The sequence below is a fragment of the Streptomyces flavofungini genome (assembly GCF_030388665.1).
In the GTDB taxonomy this organism is placed as follows: Bacteria; Actinomycetota; Actinomycetes; order Streptomycetales; family Streptomycetaceae; genus Streptomyces; species Streptomyces flavofungini_A.
Genome location: NZ_CP128846.1, coordinates 774999 through 795405 on the forward strand (window position 1 = coordinate 774999; position 20407 = coordinate 795405).

Consider the following 20407-nt stretch of genomic DNA (forward strand, 5'->3'; position numbering starts at 1 on the left):
TCGCGTCCGGCTCGGCTTCGGCTCCGGTGGACGACGCGGTCACAGCATCAGCTCCGATCGTCGGCGCGGGTTGATCCGGTCGCGCCAGACACCCGCGAGGCCCGCGATGGCGAGGGTCGGCACGATGATGAAGAGGCCGGGGAAGAGGGTGGGCCACCAGTCGCCGGCCAGCAGGGAGCTGCGGGCGCCCTGGACGAGGGTGCCGAGGCTGGCCTGGTGGGTGGGCAGGCCGAGGCCGAGGAAGGACAGGGCGGACTCGTGCCAGATGGCGTGCGGGACCATCAGGACGGCGGCGAGGCCGGCCTGGGGCAGGACGCCGGGGAGCAGGTGCCGCACGGTCACGCGCCAGCGGGAGGCGCCGCCGGAGATGGCGGCGTCGACGTAGGGGCGTGCGCGCAGCGAGAGGACTTCGGCGCGCACGATACGGGCCGTCGACAGCCAGTGCGTGAGCGCCACGGAGATCACCACGGGCCAGACGCCGGGCCGGAACATCGCCACGATGAAGATGCCGAGCAGCAGGTGCGGCACGGAGGAGAAGACGTCCACGAGGCGCATCACGACGCGGTCCACCCAGCCGCCCGAGGCCGCCGCGAGGGCGCCGACCGCGGTGCCGATGACGGTGGCCACCACGGCGGCCACGACACCGACGAGCAGGGAGACACGCAGCCCGTACACGCAGCGCAGGAGCAGGTCGCGGCCCACGTCGTCGGTGCCGAACGGGTGCTCCAGGGACGGCGGCAGGAGCTTGTCGGCGAGGTGCACGGCCTGTTCGTCGAGGTCGACGAGCGGGGGCACGATCAGCACGGCGAGCACGACGGCCGCGACGATCGCGGCGGAGCTCCAGAACCGCCACGCGCGCGTGGAGCGGGACGGCCCGCGCCTGCCCGCGACGGCGCGTCCGGTCGCGGAGCGCCAGGTGAGCCGGGTCGCGGCGGCGGCCTTCGACACCTCGGCCTCGGGACTGCGGGTGTCAGCCATCGAATCCCACCCTCGGGTCGGCGAGCCCGTACAGCAGGTCCGCGAGGAGGTTGCCGAGCAGGACCGCGACGGTGGCGAGCGCGGTCAGGGCGGCGAGCAGGGGGAAGTCCACGGAGGTGGCGGCCTGCACGGTCGCGGCGGCGATGCCGGGCCAGCTGAAGACGGTCTCGACGAGGAGCGCGCCGGTGATGAGTTCGGGCACGCGGGAGCCGACGAGCGTGAGCACGGGCAGCATGCCGGAGCGGAAGGCGTGCCCCAGGAGCACGGTCCGCTCGGCGAGGCCCCGTGCGCGGGCGCCCCGGACGGGGTCGTCGCCGAGCGCGTCGCCGACGCCCTGGCGTACGTACAGGACGAACCAGGGAAGCTGGGAGACGGCCAGGACGGCGGCGGGCAGGACGAGGTGATGGGTCACCTGCCCGGCCGTGACCACCGTGCTGGAGGTGTCGGTGAGTCCGCCCGCGGGCAGCACGCCCAGCTTGAGGGCGAACAGCCATACGGCGAGCAGGCCGAGCCAGAACGGCGGCGCGGCCTCCAGGGTGTAGGCGAGCGAGGTCACGCAGCGGTCGAGCCAGCCTCCGGGACGGCGCGCGGCGAGCACGCCGAGGGCCGAGCCGAGCAGGATCGCGAGGACGAAGGCGGTCGCGGCGAGCAGCACCGACCAGCCGATGCGCTCACCGATGGCGTCGGCGACGGGCTGGCGCAGGGTGTGGGAGTCCCCGAAGTCACCGCGGAGCGCGGCGGTCAGCCAGTCCCACCAGCGCTCGACCAGCGGCTTGTCGACGCCGAGGTTGGCGCGCAGCTGGTCCAGGTTCTCCTGGGAGGCGGTGAGCCCGGCCGTGCCCGCGTACGCCTTGACGGGGTCGAAGGGCGAGGCGGCGGCGACGGCGAAGACGCCGAAGGTGACGACGAGCAGGACGGGGACGGCGAACACCGCCCGGCGTGCCACGAGCCGCGCCATCGGGCCCCAGGGCAGCGCCCGCCGACCCCGCCCGGACGCCGGGGCCGCTTCCGCGGGCCCGGCGTCCTCGGCGGAGTCGGCCGCCGCGGTGGGGTCGGCCGGCTTTCCGGGGGCCGACGTCACTTGTTCGGCTGCCAGTCCTCGACGTTCCACCACGGGCCGGACGCCAGGCCGTGGTCGTGCGGCTCGACCTGCGTGGAGAGGTCACCGAAGGACTTGTTCACCACGTACAGGTGGTCGATGTGGGTGAGGAAGGTGTAGCCGGGGTTCTTGACCAGCTCGCGCTGGATCGTGTCGTACGCGGCCTGGCGCTTCGCGTGGTCGCCGCTCTTGCGGGCGTCCTCCAGGGCCTGGTCGACCTTGGGGTTGTCGTAGTGCGCCATGTTGTTGAAGCCGTCGCCGGCGAGCGCGGAGTTCAGGAGCGTGTACTGGTCGAAGTCCGGGTCGGCCGGGGAGCCGCCGCCCGCGAGGACCGCGTCCTTGGCCATGCGCGGCTCGATGACCTCCCAGGTGCCGGACTGCACCTCGGCCTTGATGCCGAGCTTCTTGGCGTCGGAGGCGTAGGCGAGGGCGTGGTCCTGGCGGAGCTTGTCGCCGGTGAGGTACCAGAGCGGGAACTTCGCCTGGACGCCGTCCTTCTCGCGGATGCCGCCCTTGCCGGGCTTCCAGCCGGCGTCGTCGAGGATCTTCTTCGCCGCCTCGACGTCGAACTTCCGCTCGGTGCCCTTGGTGAACCAGGGGCTGTCCGTCGGCACCGGGCCGTAGGCCTCCTTGCCCGCGCCCTCCAGGATCCGGTCGACCATCGTCTTGCGGTCCACGCCGATGTCGAGGGCGCGCCGCACGGCGGTGTCGCCCGCGACCTTGTTGCCGGTCGGCAGGGTCACGACGCGGTAGTCGAAGGTCTTGGCGGCGTACGTCTGCTTGCCGCCGTCGGACTCGAAGGTCTTGGCGAGGTTGGGCGGCAGGATGGCTCCGTCGAGGTCGCCGGTGCGCAGGCGCGTGGCGCGCAGGTCGTCGTCCTTGACGATGGCCATGGTGAAGTTCTTGACCTTCGGCGCGCCGCCCCAGTAGCCGGGGTTGGCCTTGAAGACGAGCTTCTCGCCCTTGGACCACTTCACCAGCTCGTAGGGGCCGGTGCCGACGGGCTTGGTGGTGAAGGAGCCGGTGTTCACGTCCTGCTTGCCCGCGATGTGCTGCGGGGCGATGGGCAGGACGGTGCGCTCGGCGAACGGCGCGTAGGGGTACTTGAGGTGGAAGACGACGGTGCCCTCGCCCTTGGCCTCGACGCTCTTGAGGGCGTCCAGCTCGGTCTTGGAGGCGTTGTTCGTCTTCTTGTCGAGGATGGTCTCGTACGTGAAGACGACGTCCTTGGCCGTGAACGGCTTGCCGTCGCTGAACTTGACGCCCTTGCGCAGCTCGAACGTGTAGGTCTTGCCGTCGTCGCTGACCTTCGGCAGCTTCGCGGCCAGCGCGGGCCTCAGCTTCATGTCCGCGTCGTGCGTGAGCAGCCCGTCGAAGATCTTGGAGTTGCCGTCCTTGCCGTAGCCGAGGAGCGGGCTCAGGGTCTCGGGCTCGTACGCGATGCCGACGACCGCGGATGTCCTGGCGCCGCCGCTGTCCTTGCCGTCGTCCGGCGCCGAGCAGGCCGCGGCGGCGACCGCCAGTGCGGCCGCCGCCGCGACGGCACCGGTGCCACGTATCGATCCGGCCCTCATGCTCCACACCCCTACACAAGATCAAGAGTTATTGCGAACAGCTCGCAATTATGCCTCATGTAATGGGCGGGTCATGGCGGGGTCCTATACGGACTGGGGACTACGCCCAGGTCAGGGCGTTGCGGGCGCGGGGAGGTCGACCAGGTCGGCCAATTCCGCTCGGTGCCGTCCCGCCGTACCCAGAGCGATCGAGTCGGCCTTGGCCCGCTTCAGGTACAGATGGACGGGGTGCTCCCACGTCATGCCGATACCGCCGTGCAGCTGGAGCGCCTCCTCGGCGGCGCGCACCGCCACGGGGGCCGCGTAGGCCTGCGCGAGGGCCGCGGCGAGGTTCGGCTCGTCGCTGCCGGTGGCGAGAGCGTCGGCGGCGTGCCGGGCCGCGGCGCGGGTGTTGACCACGCGCAGCCAGAGCTCGGCGAGGCGGTGCTTGAGCGCCTGGAAGGAGCCGACGGGCCGGTTGAACTGATGGCGTTCCTTCAGATGGGCGACGGTTTGCGTCAAGCACCATTCGGCGAGGCCGAGTTGTTCGGAGGCGAGCAGTCCGGCCCCGGAGCGCAGACCGAGGCGCATGGCCGTCTCCGCTTCCGCGCCCTCGGCGAGCAGGCGGGCCGGGGCCCCGTCGAGGGTGACCGTGGCGACCGGGCGGGTGCGGTCGAGGGAGGTCTGCGGGGTGACGGTGACGCCGCCCCGGCCGATGTCGACGGCGAAGAGGCCGCTGTCGGCCGGGACCAGCAGGATGTCGGCGACGGCCGCGTCCGCGACGCCCGTCACCTCGCCGCGCAGGGCGCCGTCCTCGTGCCGGACCCCGGTGCGGGCGACGCCCGGCGCGGTGGCGAACGGCACGGCGAGCGCGCCCACGGTGCGGCCGGACGCGAGCGCGGCGAGGAGTTCGGCCGCCGCGTCGCCGGTGCAGGCGAGGAGCGTCTCAGTGGCGACGACGGCGCTCGTGAGGTACGGCACCGGCGCGACCGCGCGCCCCAACTCCTCCAGGACCACGGCCGCTTCGCGGTGCGTGGCGCCCTGTCCGCCGCGGTCCTCGGGCACCAGGAGGCCGGCGAGGCCCATGCTGTCGGCGAGGGTCTTCCACAGCTCACGGTCGTGCGGCTGCTCCGACTCGGTGCGGGCGAGGACATCGGCCGGGCCGCAGCGGTCGGCGAGCAGGGAGCGCACGGCGGAGCGCAGCGCCTCCTCTTCCTCGGTGTAGAGCAGATCACTCATCGGGCCAGGTCCTTCCAGGCGACGTCCTTGTCGGTGCGCGGTTCCGGCGGCAGGCCGAGGACGCGCTCGGCGACGATGTTCAGCAGGACCTCGCTGGTCCCGCCCTCGATGCTGTTGCCCTTGGAGCGCAGATAGCGGTAGCCCGCCTCGCGCCCGGTGAAGTCGACCAGGTCGGGGCGGCGCATCGTCCAGTCGTCGTACAGCAGGCCCTCGTCGCCGAGGAGTTCCAGCTCCAGGCCGCTGATCTCCTGGTTGAGGCGGGCGAAGCCGAGCTTCATGCCGGAGCCCTCGGGCCCCGGCTGCCCCGCGACGAGCTGCTGGCGGAGCCGGTCGCCGGTGAGCCGGGCGACCTCCGCCTCCACCCAGAGGGTGAGCAGGCGCTGGTGCAGGTCGTGGGTGCGCAGTTCGGGGCGCTCGCGCCAGGCCGTGGCGGCGGGGCCGATCATGCCGCCCTCGCGGGGGATGCGCATGCCGCCGATGGAGACGCGCTCGTTCATGAGGGTGGTCTGCGCGACCTTCCATCCTTCGCCGACCGCGCCGAGGCGGCGGCTGTCGGGGATGCGGACGCCGGTGAGGAAGACCTCGTTGAACTCGGCCTCGCCGGTGATCTGGCGCAGCGGCCGCACCTCGACGCCGGGGTCGGTCATGTCGCAGATGAAGTACGTGATGCCGCGGTGCTTGGGCACGTCCGGGTCGGTGCGGGCGATGAGGATGCCCCAGCGGGCGACGTGCGCGCTGGACGTCCACACCTTCTGCCCGTCCACGTTCCAGCTCTCGCCGTCGCGCACGGCGCGGGTGCCGAGCGCCGCGAGGTCGGATCCGGCGCCGGGCTCGCTGAACAGCTGGCACCACACCTCCTCGCCGACCCACAGGGGCCGCAGGAAGCGGCGCTTCTGCTCGTCCGTGCCGAAGCCGAGGATCGTGGGCGCGGCCATGCCGAGGCCGATGCCGATGCGGCGCGGGTCGTTGTCGGGCGCGCCCGCGGCCTCCAGCTCGGCGTCCACCACGGCCTGCAGGGTGCGCGGGGCACCCAGGCCGCCGAGGCCTTCGGGGTAGTGCACCCAGGCGAGTCCGGCGTCGAAGCGGGCCTTGAGGAAGTCGGTGCGGTCCGTGGTCGCCGGGGGGTGCGCGGCGAGCAGGTCCCGGGTACGGCGGCGGAGTTCGGCTGTGTCGGTCATGCGGTGGCCTCCTCGGGGAGGGCGGGGAGCACGGTCACGCGGCCGGTGGTGGTGCCGTCGGCGACGCGCTGGACGGCCGCCGCGGCCCCGCCGAGCGGCACGCGCTCGCTCACCAGCGGCTTCACGGCGCCCTTCGCGGCCAGCTCGGTGAGGTGTTCGTGGCACTCCAGGACGGCGCGCGGGTCCTTGGTGTTGTACAGGCCCCAGTGCAGGCCGACGATCGAGTAGTTCTTCACCAGGGCGTGGTTGAGAGCGGGCGTCGGGATGGCGCCGCTCGCGAAGCCGACCACGAGGATGCGGCCCTCGAAGGCCACGCACTTGGTGGACTTGGCGTAGGCGTCGCCGCCGACCGGGTCGTACACGACGTCGGCGCCGCGGCCGCCGGTTGCCTCCTTCACGGCGCCCACGATGTCGTCCGCGCGCCGGTCGATCACCAGGTCGCAGCCGAGCCCGCGCGCGACCTCGGCCTTGTCCGGGCCGCCGACGACGCCGATGACGCGGGCGCCCGCCGCCTTGCCGAGCTGCACGGCGGCACTGCCGACGCCGCCGGCGGCCGCGTGCACGAGCAGCGTCTCGCCCTCCTTGAGGCGCGCGCGCCGGTGCAGGCCGAACCAGCCGGTCTGGTAGCCGATGTGCAGCGCGGCGGCCTCCGCGTCATCGAGGGCGTCCGGCGCCGGCAGCAGGGCGGCGGCGTCCGCGACGGCGTACTCGGCGAGGCCGCCGTGCGGCAGCGCCGGGTTGGCGATGACGCGCCGCCCGTCCTCGGTCTCGCCGCAGATCTCCACGCCCGGCGTGAACGGCAGCGGCGGGGTGATCTGGTACTGCCCCCGGCACAGCAGCGCGTCCGGGAAGTTGATGTTGGCCGCGCGGACCTTCAGGAGCACCTGCCCGTCGCCGGGCACGGGCCGCTCCGCCTCTTCGAGCCGCATCACCTCGCCCGGTTCGCCGTTGCGGTGTACGTGCCATGCGCGCATGCGGGGCCTCCACGCTGTAGTCGACCGTGCTCCGGATGCATACTAAGCGGTCGCTTGCCCTCAGGGGAACAGCGCGGCGGCCCGCACCGGCGGCTACTCCCCCTTGCCGCCCCTCGCGGCGGGCCGCGCCCGTACGTGCATCCGCTCCCCCTGCGGCCCGAAGAGGCTCAGGAACTCCACCGGGCCCTCCCCCGTGGACCCGAACCAGTGGGGCACCCGGGTGTCGAACTCCGCCGCCTCGCCGGGCCCGAGCACCACGTCGTGCTCGGCGAGCACGAGGCGCAGCCGCCCCGAGAGCACGTACAGCCACTCGTAGCCCTCGTGGGTCCGCGGGTCGGGCTGGACGGAGCGGGTGGCCTCGATGACCTTGTACGCCTGGAGCCCGCCGGGCTGCCGGGTCAGCGGCACCATCGTCCGCCCGTGCCGGACGATCGGCTTGGCCCGCACCCGCGGGTCGCCCACCGGCGGGGCGCCGACGAGTTCGTCGAGGGGCACCTGGTGGGCGCGGGCGATGGGCAGGAGCAGTTCGAGGCTCGGCCTGCGGCCACCCGACTCCAGGCGGGAGAGGGTACTGACGGAGATGCCGGTGGCCTCGGAAAGACCGGCGAGGGTGGCACCGCGCTCCTTGCGGATCTTGCGCAGGCGGGGGCCGACGGCGGTGAGGACCTTGTCGGTGTCGCCATCGGAGTCGGGGGCGGGGGCGTGCGGGGCGGAGGCAGAGGCGGAGGCGGAGTCGTGCGGGTCGGTGACAGGGCCGGAGTCGTGCGGGTCGGTGACGTCGGACTTCTTTGCTCTTCCCATGGCTCTATTGCAGAATCAGCAAGCGGATATGTCAATCCGGCACCATCGCCCTGCCTTGCCCTGCCGTGCGCTGCCGTGCGCTGCCTCTGGAGCTTTGCGGGCCGCCGCGCTATCGATGCGTCCATGACGAGCGACGGCACCCGGCGGCCCGGCACCGGCGGAACACCCGCAGACGGGACATCCACCGACGCCCCCGCCACACCCCCGCCTCCAGGCCTCCCCGCCCCGCCCCCGCCCGGCGCGAGCGCCCTGCCGCCGGGCACGTTCGACGGCACCGTGGTCCTGGTGACCGGGGGCGGCAGCGGACTCGGCCTCGCCATCGCGGCCGAATTCGCCCGGCTCGGCGCGGACCTGGTGATCGCCGGCCGGAGCGCGACCCGGCTCACCGCGGCCCGCGAGGAACTGGCCGCGCTGGGCGGGCGCGTGGCGACGGCGGTGTGCGACATCCGCGACCCGGACCGGGTCACCGCCGCGTTCGATGCCGCCGAGTCGGCGTACGGCCTGCCCGCCGTCCTGGTGAACAGCGCAGCGGCGAACTTCCCCGTGCCCGCCGAGGAGATGTCCCCCAACGCCTGGCGCGCGGTCCTGGACACGACGCTCACCGGCACGTTCTTCATGACGCGCGCATTCGCGCGCCGCCACCTCGCGGCGGGCACGCCCGGCTCCGTCATCAACATCGGGGCGTCCTACGCCTGGACGGGCGGCCCCGGCTTCGCGCACAGCGCGGCGGCGAAGGCGGGGGTGCGGAGCCTGGTCGAGACGCTGGCGGTGGAGTGGGGGCCGTACGGCATCCAGGTCAACGGCCTGGTGCCGGGGTTGATGCCGCACGAGGACATGACGCGGGACATCCGCGCCGCCCTCACCGGCACGGACACCCCTGCCGCGGCGTCGTCCCTGGCCAGGCGCCAACCCGCCCTCCGCGTGGGCGCGCCGCGCGAACTCGGCTGGGCGGCGACGTTCCTGGCCTCCCCCTACGCCCGCTTCATCACCGGCCACACCCTGGTGGTCGACGGCGCGAACTGGCAGCGCCGGTCTCTGGTGAACCCGCCGGTGGTGCCGCTGCGGGAGCAACTGGGCCGCGACAGACACCCCCCGGCCCGCTGACGCCGTCGACACCGGTGACAGCAGTGAAACCGACACCGGTGACGGCAGTGAAGACAGAATGCGGCAGACATCAAGTCGCCCAAGGCCAGCCAATCGGCGGTCAAGTTCTGGCTTCCGGTTCCAGTTTTCCCTCTTGCGAGGCAAGTTCCACAAGGTTGACGCCGCACTGCGTCACGAACGCCTACGGTCGCAGCGAGAGACCCGCCTTCGAACTCCCTACGCGCCTCACCGTCTCGTCACGGGGGCCACTGGCGGGTCGGCTCGAGCCGTGAGAAGGGCACGCTGCGCTGCCCGGGGCGCCTTGAGCGCCCGCTGCGGGAGCCGTGGAGGGCCTTCGATTGGTGCGTGCGCGCGCCAAGCGCCTCTGGACGCGCCTTTCCAAACTCGGCGCAGCGGAGAAAGGTTTTCCGGAGAGGCCCCCGCCGGCGGGGTGACTTCACCCTCGCCCGGGCCTGCCCGCTCGCGGCGCATCCACCGACCCCGCCGCTCGCCTTGCTCATGGAGTCCGCTGGATTCGTAGCGACTGGATTCGTATCGACCGTGCAGCCCTGGCGCGCCTGGCGACAAGGAAGTGCCCGATGATCCCTCTTCCACGCGACCACCCCAACGGCACGGGCCCGACAGATCCGTCCGGTCCCCCCGAGGCACCGGAAGCCCTTCCCCGCACCGCGGCCGATCCCCCACGCCACGTCGCCTTCATCGTGGACGGAAACCGTCGTTGGGCGCGCGCCCATGGCCGTCCCATAGAGCAAGGTCACCGGGAGGGCGCGGACAACGTCCGCCGGGCCGTTCACTGGTGCGAGGCCGTGGGCATCGAGACCACCACGTGGTGGCTGCTCTCGACGGACAACCTCAACCGCACGTCGGTCGAGCTCCACAAACTCCTGGACATCATCTCCGAACTGACCCGCCATCTGGCGGCGACCGGGCACTGGAGAATACGTCACCTCGGGGAACCCCGGCTGCTCCCCCGTTCCCTGGCGACGGCCCTGAACGAGGCGGAGACCACCACCCGTCACAATCAGGGCCCTCAGATCAACTTCGCGGTCGGCTACAGCGGCAGGGAGGACATCCTCGCCGCAGCGCGCCGCATGGCCCAGCAGGCGGTCCGTTCCACTGCCTTCTCGGTTTCCGAGAGGTCGTTCGCCCAGGCCCTGTCCACCAGCGGGTTACCCGATCCGGACCTGGTCATCCGCAGCTCCGGTGAACAACGACTGTCCGGATTCATGCTCTGGCAGGCAGCGCTCTCCGAGCTCTATTTCTGCCCCGTCCTGTGGCCCGACTTCACCCAGTCGGATCTCGACCGCGCCCTGGCCTTCTACGCCAACCGCCAGCGGCGTTTCGGAAGGTAGCGAAGGCCCGAGAAGGCAGTGAAGGCAGTGAAGGCAGTGAAGGAAGGAAGTACACCATGGCTCAGAGGCCTCTCGTGTTCCCCGACCTCAAGGTGACGGACGACATCGCCGGCTCCTACCACTCGCTCAAGCCCTGGCTCCTCACCCACCTGGTGAAGGGACGTGAGACATACCCCGCTCACCCACGGACCCGCCAACTCGAATCCTCCGTGCTCGCCTGGGCCAGGGACCTCGGGATGAGCGAGGACCACATGAAAATAACGGTCGAGGCGACACCCGGGCACCTGGTGGGGCTCTTCGCCCCGCAAGCCCCTTGGGGGGTTCTGCTCCCCCTGGCCAAGCTGCAAATGATCCTGTTCTGGCTGAACACCGTGGACCTCGGCAGTGATCGACCGGTCGGCCGGCTGGTGGAGCCCGTGCGAGAGACCCTGGAGAGGGGGCATTCGCCTGCTGACGGACCGCTCATTCTGAGGCCGATCGCCAGTCTCCGGGACGACGTGGTCGCGGCGGGAGGAACGGAACTGATACCGGGCTTCACGGAGCTACTGCTGGGATTCCTGCGCGAGTACACGGCTCGACAGGCGTGGGAGAACGGGGAACCCCTGCCGAGTCTGGACCGGTACCTGAAGCACAGGACTCGCACGGCGGGGATCGTTCTCGGCATGTGGCTCCAGCGGCTCCAACCGGGCCTCGTCGGGCCGGGTGAGGAGCTTCCAGAGCCCCTGCTCCAGCTCATGAAGCAGGGAAGCCTCCTCGTCGGTCTCGACAATGACCTGCACAGTTGCCATGTGGCAGCCGAATCAGGAGAAAAGCTCAGCCTCATCGGTGTCATCTGTCAGGAGTACGGAATTCCTGTGGACATGGCCTTCTCCTGCGCGCTCACGCTCAATGCGGCACTGCGCTACGAGAACGCCAACACCGCTGCCTCCATCTGTGCGGACACTTCCCTGCCCGACGCGGTCAGGAGGCACGCCCGGGCCATCTTCCACTGGGTCGACTCCGTCTACACCTGGTCGCTTCAGACGCCCCGCTACGGGTTGCGGGGCGGCGATGCTCGCGCGGTCGCACCTTGTTCCGCCCTGAACGGGAAGGAACAGACGTGACGAACTCGCGCTCGGTCCCCCCTGCCCCCCGGGCACTGCCGCTCGTCGGCCATCTGATTCCGCTGGCACGGAAACCGCTGGAGTTCCTCGACTCCCTCCCCGCCCACGGGGAACTCGTCCGCATCCAGCTGGGCCCCTTCCCCCTGGTGGTGATCTGTGATCCAGAACTGACCCGGCAGGCCCTGATCGACGACCGCCTCTTCGACAAGGGCGGCCCGATCTTCGACCGGGTGCGGGAAGTCGTGGGCGATCACGGTCTGGCCAGTTGCCCGTACGGTACGCACCGGCGGCTGCGCAGGCTCGCCCAACCCGCCTTCCACCCGGCGCGGTTGCCCGGCTACGCGAAGACCATGAGCGCCTGTGTCGAGGAGGCGACGGCTTCCTGGCGTGCCGGGCACGTCCTGGACGTGCCCACCGAGATGATGACCATCACGTCCAAGATCACGGTCGCCACGCTGTTCTCCAGTGCGCTGCCTGAAGGCGAACTCGGCCCGGTCCTCAACGACGTGAAGACCTTCTTCGACGGCTTCTACCGGCGCATGCTCATGGTCCCCCCACTGGACCGGCTCCCCACCCCGGGCAACCGCTCCCATCTGCGCGCACGCACCCGCCTGCGCTCCACCTTCGACCAGATCATCGCCCGGCGCCGCACCGAGCACGTCGACCACGACGACCTGCTCTCGGCCCTGCTCCTGGCCCGTGACCCCGAGGACAACCGGCACGGCATGACCGACACGGAGATCAGCGACACGATCGTCACCTTCTTCCTCGCCGGTACGGAGACCACGGCCGCCCTCCTCGCCTGGGCGCTGGACCTGCTGGCCCGGCACCCCCGGATCGAGCAGCGGCTGCACGCCGAGGTCGATGCCGTCCTGGACGGAGCCACTGCCACCCACGCCGACCTGCCACGCCTGGAACTGACGCATCGCGTCCTCACCGAGACCCTCCGCCTCCGCCCACCGGGCTGGATCTTCACCCGCACCGTCACCGCCGACACCCGCCTTGGCGGGTACCTGCTGCCCGCCGGGAGCTGCGTCGTCTACAGCCCCTACCTCATCCACCACCGGCCGGACCTCTACGACAGCCCCGGGACGTTCGACCCCGACCGCTGGGATCCACAGCGTCCCCAGCCACCCCGCCACGCCCTCCTGCCCTTCGCGGCCGGAGCCCGCAAGTGCATCGGCGACACCTTCGGCATGACGGAGTCCGTCCTCGCCCTCGCGACCATCGCCGCCCGGTGGCGCCTGGAGCACGTCCCCGGTCAACAGGTCCGCCCCGCCCTGGGGTTGGCGTTGCGGCCCCGCAAGCTGCGCATGCGCGCAACGCCTCGCACCGCGGCTCAATGCGGCCGGGCGCCCTTCACTTCCCGTCGAACCGCGCCGCCCGCCCCGTCCCCTTCGCCGCGAACCCCTCCCGCACGTCCTCCGACGTCAAGGTGACCGCCGCGTTCATCGCCACGCGGTCGAGCGCCCGGCCGAGGCCCGCGTCCGCGAAGGCGTCGATGTCCCGTTTGACGCCGCGCACGGCGAGGGGCGCGTTCGCGGCGATCTCGGCAGCCGTCTCCCGTGCGGTCGGCTCCAGTTCGGCGCGGGGCACGACGAGTTGCGCGAGGTGGAGGCGGGCCGCGGTGGCGGCGTCGATGCGGCGGCCGGTGAGGGCGAGGTACTTGGCCCAGCCCGCGCCCGCCTCCCGTGCGACGCGCAGGTCCCCGCCCGCGTCGACGGTGACGCCGAGCTGGGCCTCGGGGAGCGCGAACACCGCGTCGTCAGCGGCGATCCTGACGTCGGCCATGAGGGCCAGTTCGAAGCCGAAGCCGAGGCAGTAGCCCTGCACGGCGGCGACGACGGGCTGCGGCAGGCCCGCGAAGGCCCGGAAGCGCTCGTGCGCCCAGCGGATGCCCTCGTAGTAGTTGCCGGTGCGCTCCGCGGCCGAGCGGCCGGTGACGGCGCCGCCCGGCGCGGTGACGTCGATGCCCGCGCAGAACGCCCGGCCCTCGGCCCGCAGCAGGACGACGCGGATCGAGTCGTCGAAGCGGATGCGGTCGGCGTACAGGCCGAGTTGGCGGGTGGACTCCCAGCTCCAGGCGTTCAGCTTGGCGGGGCGGCAGAGGGTGAGGACGCCGATGCCGTCCTCGACGTCGAGACGCAGCCGCCGCTGCGCGCCCTCGGGGATGTCCGTGCTGACGGTGTCGATCACCGGCCCGACCCTCTTCCCGCGCTGACGGTACGTACCTGACGTACCGTCAGCTTACGGGCGGCGGCTCAGCGGCTGAAGACCTCGAACGCCACGGCGGGCTTCCCGCCGAAGCGCGGCGCGAGTTGCTCGGCGTAACCGCTGAGGAAGGTGCGGCAGTACTTCTCGGGGTCCTCGTCGGTGAGGGCCTCGATGTACGCGCGGTGCTCGAGCAGGGACTGGACGGCCCGGTCGAGGCCGGGCGTCGCGTCCACCGCGTGGGTCGGCGCGTCGGTGCCCGCGACGGCGACCCAGCGCACGCCGTCCCACGGTTCGAGGCCCTGCTCGGCCAGCTCGGGGAAGATCCAGCGGTTGCCCGCGTCGGACGCGGCGTCCAGGGTGGCACGGCCGACGGCGACGTGGTCGGGGGTGTTCCAGGCGACACCGCCCCAGGTGTCGCGGTGGTTGAGGGTGATGACCAGCTCGGGCTTGTGCTTGCGGATGGCGGCGGCGATGTCGCGGCGCAGCGCCGTGCCGTACTCGATCACCCCGTCCTTGTGGTCGAGGAACTCCACGGTGTCCACGCCGACGACGGCGGCGCTCGCCCGCTGCTCCCGCTCCCGCAACGGCGCGGCCTCGGCGGGCGCGAGGGTGTCGATGCCCGCCTCGCCGCGCGTCGCGAGCACGTACACCACCTCGCGCCCGGCGTCGGTCCACGCGGCGATCGCGCCGGCGCAGCCGTACTCCAGGTCGTCCGGGTGGGCGACGATGGCGAGGGCCCGCTGCCAGTCCTCGGGCATGGGGGCGAGCTGCGTGGGCCCGGCGGCACCGTTCTGCTGGTCGGTCATGGCCGCAGCTTAACCGTGCGCACCGAGCGCCACGAGGTCACATCTCCAGGTCAGCGTGCGCCGCTCCCCGCTTTCCGAGTGCGCCGCCCCGCGCGGCCAAGGGCGTTGCCCCGGCTCAGAGTTCGCCGCGCACCAGGCCGATGAGCCGGTCGAGGACCTTCGGCCCGCTGACCCGCAGGCCGTCGTGCTCGTACTCGTCCGTGACCCAGGTGCGCAGCCCCCGGATCGTGCGGGCGGTGTCCAGGGAGTGCTCGGTGTCGACGAACATGTCGTCGTGGTAGACGGCCGCGGCCACCGGGACCTCGTTCGCGGCGAGGCGCGAACGGTCGTACAGCGCGGGCCAGTCGACGCGCTCGGCGAGGAGGTCGGCGGTCTCGCGCAGCGGGCGCAGGGCGGGGTCGGAGTCGAACATCCAGCGCTGCACGGCCTCGCCGGTGAACAGCGGCGGGGCGCCGTCCGCGAGGCTCTTGCCCGCGTCGAAGCGCGGGAACTCGGCCCGCACCCGCTCCGCGGACCAGGCGGTGGGGCGCCCGCCCTGGGCGTAACAGGCCTCGTGCAGCAGGGCGTACAGCGGCGCGGCGGCGTACGACAGGATGCCCTGGACGGCTTCCTGGAAGGCGTCCGACAGGGCGTGGCCCGCCGGGGTCCGCACGAAGGCGTCCTCCAGGAGGTAGTGCAGGCGGTGGGTGCCGTCGCCGGTGCCGAGCAGGATGCCGAGGGACTGGAAGGCCTCGGTGGTGAACCGGTATCCGCCGGGCAGGACGGGCTCGTGCTCGGCCACGTACTCGGCGACGCGGCGGGCCCGCTCGGCGTCCTCGGGGTAACGCGCGTAGTGGGCGAGGGACTTGCGCTCCATGCGCGGGTACGCGGCGCGGTACACGTCGTCGGCGTGGCCGTCGAGGGTCGGCAGGCCGCCGGTGATCAGGGCCGCCGCGAGCCCTTCGGGGGCGGTCGACAGGTAGTGCGTGGCGCAGAAGCCGCCGAAGCTCTGGCCGAGGACGGTCCAGGGCGCGCCGCCGGTGACCTCGGCCCTGATCGCCTCGCAGTCGCGCACGATCGCGTCGGCGCGGAAGCGCGCGAGGTAGTCGGCCTGTTCGCGCGGTCCGCCGCGCAGCGGCAGCGTCTGCCGGTTGGCGGGGGTGGAGCTGCCGGTTCCGCGCTGGTCGAGCAGCAGCACGCGGTAGTCGCGCAGGGCACGCCCGAGCCACGCCTGCTTGCCGCTGAACCGGTTGGCGCCGAAGCCGGGACCGCCCTGGAGATACACCAGCCACGGCAGCTCCGCGCCCTCGCGCCCCGCCGCGACACACTCCCGGGCGAACACCTCGATCCGCTCGCCCCCGGGCACGTCATGATCCAACGGCACACTGAACCGCCGATCGGTGAGCACGACTCCGGGCTGACGGTAGCTGACGCTCAACGCAACTCCTCCATATGTTCGGGGCAACCGTTCCAGCCCGTCCGGCGATTGCGGACGAGCCCTTGAGGCGATCACTCCAGCCCGTCCCACGCGGAGGGTCAAGCGGAGGACCGAAGCCGGGGGCGCCCCTCTCCCCAAGGCGCCCCGGCCAGATTACGCTGCGAGGGAAAAGCCCCGATGACCGGCAAGGAGGATCCACCGTTGCGCGTCGCCCTCTTCCTGACGTGTGTCAATGACACGCTGTATCCCGACACAGGCCGCGCCGTGGTGAAACTCCTGACCAGGCTGGGTGTGGACGTGGACTTCCCGGCGGCACAGACTTGTTGCGGACAGGCCCACTACAACACCGGATACCGACACCAGGCCGAGCCCCTCGCCCGGCATTTCTCCGATGTCTTCGGCGAGTACGACGCCATCGTGACGCCCTCCGGGTCGTGCGGGTCGATGGTGCGGGAGCTGTATCCGCGCATGGGCGAGCGGGCCCGCGCCGAGGGCAGGGGCGACGGGCTCGCCCGGGCCCTGGCGCCCGTCGTGCCGAAGACGTACGAGCTGACGGAGTTCCTGGTGGACGTGCTCGGCGTGACCGACGTGGGCGCGTACTACCCGCACACGGTGACGTACCACCCGACCTGCCACGGCCTGCGCTCCCTCGGCCTCGGCGACCGGCCGGCGCGGCTGCTCGCGGCCGTCGGGGGGCTCGACCTCGTGGAGCTGCCGGGGGCGCGGGAGTGCTGCGGCTTCGGCGGGACGTTCGCGGTGAAGAACTCCGACGTGTCGGCGGCGATGGGCACCGACAAGGTGCGCGCCGCCGAGTCGACGGGCGCGGAGGTGCTGTGCGCTGCGGACAACTCCTGTCTGATGCACATCGGCGGCACGATGGCGCGCCTGCGCACGGCGATGCGGCCGGTGCACCTCGCGGAGATCCTGGCGAGCACGGAGAAGGAGCCCTGGTCATGAGCGGCACGTATCTCGGGATGCCGGCCTTCCCCGCGGCGGCGCGCGACGCCGTGCGCGATGCGACCCTGCGCGCCAATCTGCGCCACGCCACCCACACCATCCGCGACAAGCGCGCGAAGGCCGTCGCGGAACTCGACGACTGGGCGCGGCTGCGCGAAGCCGGACGGCAGATCAAGGACCACACGCTGCGTCACCTCGGCGACCATCTGCTGCGCCTGGAGGAGACGGTGACGGCGGCGGGCGGCACCGTGCACTGGGCCACCGACGCCGACGAGGCCAACCGGATCGTCACCGGCCTGGTCCGGGCCACCGGCGAGCGCGAGGTGGTCAAGGTCAAGTCGATGGCCACGCAGGAGATCGGCCTCAACGAAGCCCTGGAGGCCGCGGGCATCCGCGCGTACGAGACCGATCTCGCCGAGCTCATCGTGCAGCTCGGCCAGGACCGCCCTTCGCACATCCTCGTCCCCGCCATCCACCGCAACCGGGGCGAGATCCGCGACATCTTCGCGCGCGAGATGGAGCGGTGGGGCCGCCCCGCCCCGGACGGCCTGACGGACTCGCCCGCCGAGCTCGCCGAGGCCGCCCGGCTGCATCTGCGGGAGAAGTTTCTGCGCGCCAAGGTCGGCGTCTCGGGGGCGAACTTCATGGTCGCCGAGACCGGCACCATGGTGGTCGTGGAGTCGGAGGGCAACGGGCGGATGTGCCTGACACTGCCCGAGACGCTGATCTCCGTGGTCGGCATCGAGAAGGTCGTGCCGACGTGGCGGGACCTGGAGGTGTTCCTGCAGACCCTGCCGCGCTCCTCGACGGCCGAGCGCATGAACCCGTACACGTCGATGTGGACCGGCACCACGGACGGCGACGGGCCCGCCGCCTTCCACCTCGTGCTCCTCGACAACGGCCGCACCGACACCCTCGCCGACGAGGTCGGCCGCCAGGCCCTGCGCTGCATCCGCTGCTCGGCCTGCCTGAACGTCTGCCCCGTCTACGAACGGGCCGGAGGGCACGCCTACGGCTCCGTCTACCCGGGCCCCATCGGCGCCATCCTCAGCCCTCAACTGCGCGGCACCGCCAGCGAGATCGACGCCTCGCTCCCCTACGCCTCCAGCCTCTGCGGCGCCTGCTACGAGGTGTGCCCGGTCGCCATCGACATCCCCGAAGTCCTGGTGCACCTGCGCGAACGCGTCGTCCAGGGCGGCGAGTTCACCCGCCACGGCGCGAAGACGACCCTCAGGCCCGCCCGCGGCCACGCGGCCGAGCGGGCGGCGATGCGCGCGGCGGGCCTGGTGTTCGCCAGGCCCGGACTGCTGCGCGCCGGGCAGCGGCTCGCGGCCCGTACCCGCCGGATCCATCCGCGTACGCTGCCGGGGCCCGGCCGGGCGTGGAGCGCGACGCGGGACCTGCCCACGGTGCCCGAGGAGTCGTTCCGCGACTGGTGGCGGCGCACCCGGGGGCGTGGCGCGGAAGCCACGGGGGCCGCCGGGGCACGTACCGAGGACGGGGAGGCAGGGGCATGAGTTCCAGGGACATCGTCCTGGGGCGGATCCGCCGGGCGCTCGGGCCGGTCCCCGACGAGCCGTACGAGACGGCCGTCGACCGGGACTACGCGCGCGAGCACGGCGCGCGCACCACCGAGCAGACCGTCGACCTCCTCGCCGAGAACCTCGCCGACTACCGGGCACTCGTGCACCGCACGGACCGGGACGAGCTCCCGGACCTCCTCATGCAGCTCCTCGCCCTGCGCGGCGCCCAGAGCGTCCTCGTGCCGCCCGCGCTGCCGCCGGGGTGGCTGGCCGCCGCCGATCCGGTCCGTATCCACGACCGGGCCGCGTGCACCACCGCCGAGCTGGACCGGGCCGACAGCGTGGTCACCGGCTGCGCGGTCGCGATCGCCGAGACCGGCACCCTCGTCCTCGACGGCTCCCCCGACCAGGGGCGCCGCCGCATCACCCTGATCCCCGACCACCACATCTGCGTCGTCCGCGTACCCGATCAGGTCGTCTCCTCCGTGCCGCAGGCCCTTCGGCGGCTGGACCCCGGGCGGCCCCTCACCTGGATCTCCGGGCCGTCCGCGACGAGCGACATCGAACTCGACCGCGTCGAGGGCGTGCACGGGCCGCGCACCTTGGAAGTGGTCCTGCTGACCGGGAGCCCCGAGGCGTGCGCCTGAGCGGTCGCCGAGCGTGTGCGGGCAGGAACACGCACGGTTAGCGTGAGGGAATGATCCGGTTCGAGCAGGTGACCAAGCGTTACCCGGACGGCACGACCGCCGTGGACGACCTCTCCTTCGAGGTCGCCGAGGGGGAGCTGGTCACGCTCGTGGGCCCTTCCGGCTGCGGCAAGACCACCACGATGATGATGGTGAACCGGCTGATCGAGCCGACCTCCGGCCGCATCTACGTCAACGGCGAGGACATCGCCGCCGTCGACCCCGTCCGCCTGCGGCGCCGCATCGGGTACGTCATCCAGCAGGTCGGCCTCTTCCCGCACCGCACCGTCCTCGACAACACCGCCACCGTGCCCGCCCTCGTGGGCTGGAAGCGGGCCAGGGCGCGGGCGCGCGCCGCCGAACTCCTCGACCTGGTCGGGCTCGACCCGAAGACGTACGGGCCGCGCTACCCCGAGCAGCTCTCCGGCGGGCAGCGCCAGCGCGTCGGCGTGGCCCGCGCGCTCGCCGCCGACCCGCCGGTGCTCCTGATGGACGAGCCGTTCGGCGCCGTCGACCCGGTGGTGCGCGAGCGGCTGCAGAACGAGTTCCTGAACCTCCAGCGGACCGTGCGCAAGACCGTCCTGATGGTCACGCACGACATCGAGGAGGCCGTCCGGCTCGGGGACCGGGTCGCCGTGTACGGGCAGGGGCGCATCGAGCAGTTCGACACGCCGGGAGCCGTGCTCGGCACGCCCGCGACGCCGTACGTGGCCCGGTTCGTCGGCGCCGACCGCGGGCTCAAGCGGCTCTCGGTCACCGAGATCGAGGTCGACGACCTGGAACAGCCGCCCGTCGCCCGCCTCGACGAGTCCGCCGCGCAGGCCGCGGCCCGGCTGCGCGGGGACGACGCCCGCTGGGCGATGGTCCTCGACGAGGACGGCGACCTGCACGGCTGGGTCGGCGTCGACGAGGTCGCCCTCGCCGGGGACGAGGCCACCGTCGGCGACCTGGCCCACCGCATGAACGCCTGGGTGCCCGTCGGCGCGCCCCTGAAGCAGGCGTTCGGCGTGATGCTCCAGCACGACGCGGGCTGGGTCGCCGTCGTGGACGGCGCCCGCTTCGTCGGCGTCCTCACCCCGGCGAAGCTGCACGAGGCACTGCGGCGCTCGGTGGACGCGGATGCCCACGGTGTGGGGCGGGGGGACGTGGACTTCGACTCGGTCGCCGACGCGTAGCGCTTTGTCGACGCGGGGTGGGCGGGTTCCCCTGCGGGGCCCTTGGCTGCGCCATGGCTGGGGCCGCCTGTTGGCTGTGCTCGGGTCTGTTGGCTGTGTTCGGGTTCTGGCTGCGCCAGGGCCAAGGGGAGTTCGGCACCGCTGGGATGGGGGGGCGGGGGTTCGCCGTTGCGGCGGGGAAGAGCGCCCCGTCCCGGGGAGGGGGGCCGGAGGGGACGGAGGGGTCGGGCCGGAGGAGGCGAAGGGAC

The 20407-nt window shown here is 72.4% G+C and carries 18 protein-coding genes; 8 read left to right on the top strand and 10 right to left on the bottom strand.

Annotation, left to right across the window (positions count from 1 at the left end; genetic code table 11):
- Window positions 1–39: 39 nt before the first annotated feature.
- The 7 genes from QUY26_RS03345 to QUY26_RS03375 form a co-directional block, all read right to left on the bottom strand.
- Complete coding sequence (locus QUY26_RS03345) at window positions 40–978, bottom strand: ABC transporter permease (RefSeq protein WP_289943588.1); 939 nt, start codon at window positions 976–978, stop codon at window positions 40–42.
- The gene (locus QUY26_RS03350) at window positions 971–1936 is read right to left on the bottom strand and encodes an ABC transporter permease (protein WP_289955452.1); all 966 of its coding nucleotides are present in this window, start codon (window positions 1934–1936) and stop codon (window positions 971–973) included. The genes QUY26_RS03345 and QUY26_RS03350 overlap by 8 nt, the downstream gene beginning before the upstream one ends.
- Window positions 1937–2055: 119 nt before the next feature.
- The gene (locus QUY26_RS03355) at window positions 2056–3651 is read right to left on the bottom strand and encodes an ABC transporter substrate-binding protein (RefSeq protein ID WP_289943589.1); all 1596 of its coding nucleotides are present in this window, start codon (window positions 3649–3651) and stop codon (window positions 2056–2058) included.
- Window positions 3652–3762: 111 nt separating this feature from the next.
- On the bottom strand, window positions 3763–4869 hold the full coding sequence (locus tag QUY26_RS03360; RefSeq protein WP_289943590.1) for an acyl-CoA dehydrogenase family protein: 1107 nt from the start codon (window positions 4867–4869) through the stop codon (window positions 3763–3765).
- Window positions 4866–6047: an acyl-CoA dehydrogenase family protein gene (locus tag QUY26_RS03365; protein ID WP_289943591.1), complete on the bottom strand. Its 1182-nt coding sequence runs from the start codon at window positions 6045–6047 to the stop codon at window positions 4866–4868. The genes QUY26_RS03360 and QUY26_RS03365 overlap by 4 nt, the downstream gene beginning before the upstream one ends.
- A complete protein-coding gene (locus QUY26_RS03370) occupies window positions 6044–7021 on the bottom strand; it encodes an NADPH:quinone oxidoreductase family protein (protein ID WP_289943592.1) in 978 nt (325 codons plus the stop codon). The genes QUY26_RS03365 and QUY26_RS03370 overlap by 4 nt, the downstream gene beginning before the upstream one ends.
- 93 nt (window positions 7022–7114) lie before the next feature.
- A complete protein-coding gene (locus tag QUY26_RS03375) occupies window positions 7115–7822 on the bottom strand; it encodes a helix-turn-helix domain-containing protein (RefSeq protein ID WP_289943593.1) in 708 nt (235 codons plus the stop codon).
- Between the two features lie 123 nt (window positions 7823–7945).
- On the opposite strand from QUY26_RS03375, the gene QUY26_RS03380 reads away from it, so the two are divergent.
- From QUY26_RS03380 to QUY26_RS03395, 4 genes are all read left to right on the top strand, one after another.
- Window positions 7946–8926: an SDR family oxidoreductase gene (locus tag QUY26_RS03380; RefSeq protein ID WP_289943594.1), complete on the top strand. Its 981-nt coding sequence runs from the start codon at window positions 7946–7948 to the stop codon at window positions 8924–8926.
- Window positions 8927–9504: 578 nt separating this feature from the next.
- A complete protein-coding gene (gene uppS, locus QUY26_RS03385) occupies window positions 9505–10278 on the top strand; it encodes a polyprenyl diphosphate synthase (protein ID WP_289943595.1) in 774 nt (257 codons plus the stop codon).
- Window positions 10279–10334: 56 nt separating this feature from the next.
- A complete protein-coding gene (locus QUY26_RS03390) occupies window positions 10335–11381 on the top strand; it encodes a terpene synthase family protein (protein ID WP_289943596.1) in 1047 nt (348 codons plus the stop codon).
- Window positions 11378–12820 carry a cytochrome P450 gene (locus QUY26_RS03395; RefSeq protein ID WP_289943597.1) on the top strand — a complete coding sequence of 481 codons (1443 nt, stop codon included), beginning with the start codon at window positions 11378–11380 and terminating at the stop codon, window positions 12818–12820. The genes QUY26_RS03390 and QUY26_RS03395 overlap by 4 nt, the downstream gene beginning before the upstream one ends.
- Here the strand turns inward: QUY26_RS03395 and QUY26_RS03400 are convergent.
- From QUY26_RS03400 to QUY26_RS03410, 3 genes are all read right to left on the bottom strand, one after another.
- Window positions 12741–13577 (bottom strand): enoyl-CoA hydratase/isomerase family protein, encoded by an 837-nt coding sequence (locus QUY26_RS03400; protein ID WP_289943598.1) that lies wholly within the window; start codon window positions 13575–13577, stop codon window positions 12741–12743. The two genes, QUY26_RS03395 and QUY26_RS03400, sit on opposite strands and share 80 nt — an antisense overlap.
- A gap of 65 nt (window positions 13578–13642) precedes the next feature.
- Window positions 13643–14401, bottom strand: coding sequence for a PIG-L deacetylase family protein (locus QUY26_RS03405; RefSeq protein ID WP_289943599.1), 759 nt, complete (start codon window positions 14399–14401; stop codon window positions 13643–13645).
- 115 nt (window positions 14402–14516) lie between these two features.
- Complete coding sequence (locus QUY26_RS03410; RefSeq protein WP_289943600.1) at window positions 14517–15818, bottom strand: alpha/beta fold hydrolase; 1302 nt, start codon at window positions 15816–15818, stop codon at window positions 14517–14519.
- A 201-nt stretch (window positions 15819–16019) separates the two neighbouring features.
- Between QUY26_RS03410 and QUY26_RS03415 the strand changes: the two genes are divergently transcribed.
- From QUY26_RS03415 to QUY26_RS03430, 4 genes are read left to right on the top strand one after another with little or no spacing between them, the layout of a single operon-like run.
- Entirely contained in the window at window positions 16020–16775 is a 756-nt protein-coding gene (locus QUY26_RS03415) for a (Fe-S)-binding protein (protein WP_289955453.1), read from the top strand.
- The gene (locus tag QUY26_RS03420) at window positions 16772–18292 is read left to right on the top strand and encodes a lactate utilization protein B (protein ID WP_289943601.1); all 1521 of its coding nucleotides are present in this window, start codon (window positions 16772–16774) and stop codon (window positions 18290–18292) included. Before QUY26_RS03415 ends, QUY26_RS03420 begins: the two co-directional genes overlap by 4 nt.
- Complete coding sequence (locus QUY26_RS03425) at window positions 18289–18945, top strand: LutC/YkgG family protein (RefSeq protein ID WP_289943602.1); 657 nt, start codon at window positions 18289–18291, stop codon at window positions 18943–18945. Before QUY26_RS03420 ends, QUY26_RS03425 begins: the two co-directional genes overlap by 4 nt.
- Before the next feature lie 50 nt (window positions 18946–18995).
- Window positions 18996–20159: an ABC transporter ATP-binding protein gene (locus tag QUY26_RS03430; RefSeq protein WP_289943603.1), complete on the top strand. Its 1164-nt coding sequence runs from the start codon at window positions 18996–18998 to the stop codon at window positions 20157–20159.
- Window positions 20160–20407: the final 248 nt, after the last annotated feature.

Coding starts and splice junctions, on each gene's coding strand:
- QUY26_RS03345 (WP_289943588.1), bottom strand. CDS start 978: ATGGCTGACACCCGCAGTCCCGAGGCCGAGGTGTCGAAGGCCGCCGCC.
- QUY26_RS03430 (WP_289943603.1), top strand. CDS start 18,996: ATGATCCGGTTCGAGCAGGTGACCAAGCGTTACCCGGACGGCACGACC.
- QUY26_RS03355 (WP_289943589.1), bottom strand. CDS start 3,651: ATGAGGGCCGGATCGATACGTGGCACCGGTGCCGTCGCGGCGGCGGCC.
- uppS (WP_289943595.1), top strand. CDS start 9,505: ATGATCCCTCTTCCACGCGACCACCCCAACGGCACGGGCCCGACAGAT.
- QUY26_RS03390 (WP_289943596.1), top strand. CDS start 10,335: ATGGCTCAGAGGCCTCTCGTGTTCCCCGACCTCAAGGTGACGGACGAC.
- QUY26_RS03375 (WP_289943593.1), bottom strand. CDS start 7,822: ATGGGAAGAGCAAAGAAGTCCGACGTCACCGACCCGCACGACTCCGGC.
- QUY26_RS03370 (WP_289943592.1), bottom strand. CDS start 7,021: ATGCGCGCATGGCACGTACACCGCAACGGCGAACCGGGCGAGGTGATG.
- QUY26_RS03365 (WP_289943591.1), bottom strand. CDS start 6,047: ATGACCGACACAGCCGAACTCCGCCGCCGTACCCGGGACCTGCTCGCC.
- QUY26_RS03420 (WP_289943601.1), top strand. CDS start 16,772: ATGAGCGGCACGTATCTCGGGATGCCGGCCTTCCCCGCGGCGGCGCGC.
- QUY26_RS03405 (WP_289943599.1), bottom strand. CDS start 14,401: ATGACCGACCAGCAGAACGGTGCCGCCGGGCCCACGCAGCTCGCCCCC.
- QUY26_RS03360 (WP_289943590.1), bottom strand. CDS start 4,869: ATGAGTGATCTGCTCTACACCGAGGAAGAGGAGGCGCTGCGCTCCGCC.
- QUY26_RS03425 (WP_289943602.1), top strand. CDS start 18,289: ATGAGTTCCAGGGACATCGTCCTGGGGCGGATCCGCCGGGCGCTCGGG.
- QUY26_RS03350 (WP_289955452.1), bottom strand. CDS start 1,936: ATGGCGCGGCTCGTGGCACGCCGGGCGGTGTTCGCCGTCCCCGTCCTG.
- QUY26_RS03380 (WP_289943594.1), top strand. CDS start 7,946: ATGACGAGCGACGGCACCCGGCGGCCCGGCACCGGCGGAACACCCGCA.